Source organism: Nocardia sp. NPDC003999 (assembly GCF_053604885.1).
Map to the genome: position 1 here is coordinate 1 of NZ_JBSGIB010000049.1, position 4,343 is coordinate 4,343.

A 4,343-nucleotide genomic window follows, 5' to 3' on the forward strand; every position below is an offset into this window, starting at 1 on the left:
TGGCGGGCATACCAGCGGCCCAGCTTCCGCAGATCCAGCGCCTCCCCACCGAAGATCACATACCGCAACCCCAACTCACCCCCGCCCGCCGCGGCGCGGTCGGCCTCCACCAGCTGATAGAACGCCGACGGGGTCTGGTTGAGCACCGTGACCCGCTCATCGATCAGCAGTTCGCGCAACTGCTCCGGCGAGCGGGAGGTCACGTAGTCGACCACCACCACGCTGCCGCCGTGCGCCAGCGCGCACCACAACTCCCACACCGAGAAATCGAACGCGAAGGAATGGAACAACGTCCACACATCGGTCTCGTCGAACCCGAACAACGGCTGCGTGTTGGCCAGCAACTCGATGACGTTGCGGTGCGCCACACCCACGCCCTTGGGCACCCCGGTGGAACCGGAGGTGTAGATGACATACGCCAGATTGTCCGCCCGCAACCGGCCCACCCGATCGGCATCACTCACCGGCGCATCGGAGAACTCTCCTGCCGCCTCCAGCAGCACCACCGGCAACCCACCCGACGGCACCGCCTCCCGCTGCTGCACCGTGGTCAGCACGCAGACCGGGGCGGCGTCTTCGAGCATGAACTCCAACCGCTGCACCGGATACCCGGTATCGATCGGCAGATACGCCGCCCCCGCGATCAACACCCCCAACAACGCGACCGGCAACTCCTCGGTACGCGCCACCGCCACCGCCACCAACGACTCCGGACCCGCACCCCGAGCGATCAACGCCCGCGCCACCTGATTCGCCCGCCGGTGCAACTCACCGAAAGTCAACGTGGTCTCACCCGAACGGATCGCCACCGCGTCCGGGCGCAACCACGCCTGTTCGGCGATCACATCCGGCAGTGTCGCACCGGGAACCCAGGCCCCCGGCACATTCCACGCACTCAGCACCTGGTCGCGTTCGCCGGGCGCGAGCACATCGATATCGCCCACCACGGCTGTGGCATCGGCCGCGACCGCCGCCAGGACACGACGGAACCGGCTCGCGAAGTTCCGCACCGTCGATTCGTCGAACAGGTCGGTCGCGTAACCGATCACCACCGACAGACCCGGCGCACCGGGCTGCTCGGCCAGGGTGATCTGCAGATCGAACTTGGCCGCCGACACTCCCGGATCGATGCCCGACACCGTGAGCCCGGGCAACTCGAGCGTCGCGGGAGCGAGGTTCTGCAGCACCAGCATCACCTGGAACAGCGGATGCCGCGCCGCCGAGCGGACCGGATCGAGCAACTCGACCAGCCGCTCGAACGGCAGGTCGGCATGGCCGAACGCGGCGACGTCGGTTTTGCGGACCTCGGCCAGCAGCGTTTCGAACGACGTGCCCGGCTCGACCTCGGTGCGCAACACCAGCGTGTTGACGAACATGCCGATGAGGTCGTCGAGTTCGGCCTCGCCGCGGCCGGCCACCGGGGTGCCGATCGCGATGTCCGAGGTGCCCGACAGCCGCGCCAGCAGCACCGCGAGCGCGGCGTGCACCACCATGAACAGCGTCGAATTGTGTTGTTTGGCCAGCTGTTCTAGCCCGGTGTGCAGGTCGGCGTCGATGTCGAAGGCGAAACTGCCTCCGCGATAGGACGCCTGGGCGGGCCGGGGCCGGTCGGTCGGCAGCGGCAGTTCCTCCGGCAGAGCGGCGAGCGCGTCCCGCCAGTACTCGGCCTGCTGCGAGATCAGGCTCTTCGGGTCGGTCTCGGAGCCGAGCACCTCCCGCTGCCACAGGCTGTAGTCGGCGTACTGCACCGGCAGCGGGGCCATGGCCGGGGCCTCGCCTCTGCTGCGCGCCTCATAGGCCAGGACCAGATCCCGGGTGAGCGGGCCCAGCGACCAGCCGTCGGAACTGATGTGGTGCGCGACGAAGACCAGCACGTGCTCGGTGGGGTCGTCCGCGCTCGCGGACGCGATCTCGAACAGCGCGACCCGGAACGGGACCTCCGTGGTGACCTCGAACCCCGCGCCGACCACGCTGGTCACCACGGCGACCGAATCGGCCGCGTCGACTCGCGCGGGTGTGAGGTCGATCGGCACCTCGTCCGCCGCGAGCACCCGCTGTACCGGGCCGTCGGACGTCTGCGGGTAGATCGTGCGCAGGATCTCGTGGCGCGCCACCAGATCCGCGACCGCCGCTCGCAGGGCCGCGACGTCCAGATCGCCGGTGAGGCGGATGGCGGCCGGGATGTTGTAGACCGATGAGGCCGGATCGAACTGGTTGAGGAACCACATGCGCTGCTGCGCCAGCGACAACGGGATCCGTTCCGGACGCGGACCGGCCACCAAGGCTTTACGCCCGCCAGCTCCCGCGTGCTGCTCGACCTTCACGGCCAATCCGGCGACGGTGGAGGCCTCGAACAGCACACGCACCGGCACACGGGCATCCAGCGCCGCGCCGATACGCGCCGCGACCTGCGTCGCCAACAGCGAATTACCACCCAAAGCGAAGAAGTCGTCGTCCGCGCCCACCCGCTCGACCCCGAGCACCTCGGCGAACACCGACGCCACGATCTCCTCGATCGGAGTCGACGGCGCCCGGAAGGCTTGGACCTCGAACTCCGGCTCCGGCAACGCCTTGCGGTCGAGCTTGCCGTTGACGTTCAACGGCAGAGCATCCAGCACCACGAACGCCGCAGGCACCATGTACGACGGCAACCCAGCGCTCAGTTCGGACTTCACCCGAGCCACATCCACGCCGGATCCGGCACCGGCCGTATCGTCGGCATCGCCAGCGGCACCTGCTCCAGCATCCACAGGCACGATGTACGCGACCAACCGGTCACCGGTCTGCGGATCCGACTTCGCGATCACCGCAGTCTGCGCGATCTCCGGCAGGGCGAGCAACGCGGCTTCGATCTCACCGAGCTCGATACGGAAACCACGGATCTTCACCTGGAAATCCGTACGACCCCGATACTCGAGTTCGCCTGTGCTCGTCCACGCAACCAAATCACCAGTGCGGTACATCCGCGCACCGGGCTGGAACGGGTTGGCCACGAACCGATCCGCGGTCAGATCCGCACGACCGAAGTAACCACGCGCCAACTGCGCACCAGCCAAATACAACTCACCCGACACACCCACCGGCACCGGACGCAAACGCCCATCCAGCACGAACACCCGGCTGTTCCACTCCGGCGCACCGATGGGAACCGAAACCCGGTCGGTATCACTGACCCGATGGCTGGTGATGGACACCGCCGCCTCGGTCGGACCATACAGATTGAACAATTCGGTACGCGGATTCTCACGCAAGAACCGCTGCGCCAACGCACCCGGAAGGGCTTCACCGATCGCCAACACCCGCCACAGCGAATCCGGCATACCGGCAGTCAACAGCGCGTCCAGCATCGACGGGACGACGTGCAGCGTGGTGACCCATTCCTGGGCCATGAGTTCGTTGAGGTACGTCGGGTCCCGGTGACCGTCGGGTGAGGCGATGACCAAACGGCCACCGCACACTACCGCCGACCAGAACTCCCACACCGAGAGGTCGAACGTCGCGGCCGTCTTCAGCAGAATCGCATCCGCAGCGTCGAGCCCGAACTCGATGTTCTTCCATTGCAACTGGTTCGCGATAGCGCCGTGCGGAACCGCGACACCCTTCGGGCGACCCGTCGAACCAGACGTGAAGATCACATACGCCGTGTTCTCCGGACGCAACGGCGCGACGCGATCGACATCAGCGACCGGCGCGGCATCCAGCTCCGACAGATCCAGTTCATCGATCCGCACCACCGGCGCGACATCGGTCTCGAACTTCGCATCGGCATTGGTCAGCACGCAAACCGGTGCCGCCGTCTCCAAGATGTAGCTCGTCCGCTCGGCAGCCTGATCCGGATCCACCGGCACATACGCACCACCGGACTTCGCCACCGCATACATCGCCACGATCAAATCAACGGAGCGACGCAACGCCAGCGCGACCCGCGACTCCGGACCGACACCCAACGAAATCAAGTGCCGCGCAAGACGATTCACACGCAAATCAAGTTCGGCGTAGGTCAGCTCGACCCGCTCGCCATCGACCGCGTCCGCGACCAGCGCCGTTGAGCGCGGGTCCGCCGCGACACTGGCGTCGAGCAGCGAGGCCAGCGTCGCTCCCGTGTCGACGGCCTGGTCGGTGGCGTTCCAGCGTGCCAGCACGTCGTGCCGTTCGGTGTCGGCGAGTAGGTCGAGATCGCCGACCGGGACGGTGGGATCGGCGACCACGGCGGCGAGGATGCGCGACAACCGCGCCGCGAAACTCTCCACCGTCGCCCGATCGAAAAGATCAGTCGCATACGTCAAGAACCCACCGATACCCCCAGCCGCACCCGACTCCGCATAAGCATCACCCACGATCAA

The 4,343-nt window shown here is 67.0% G+C and carries 1 protein-coding gene; it reads right to left on the bottom strand.

Going from position 1 to position 4,343, the window contains the following annotated elements; genetic code table 11:
* Positions 1 to 4,343: amino acid adenylation domain-containing protein (locus tag ACWESM_RS36540; protein ID WP_452495714.1), on the bottom strand; the 4,343-nt coding region annotated here is incomplete at both ends.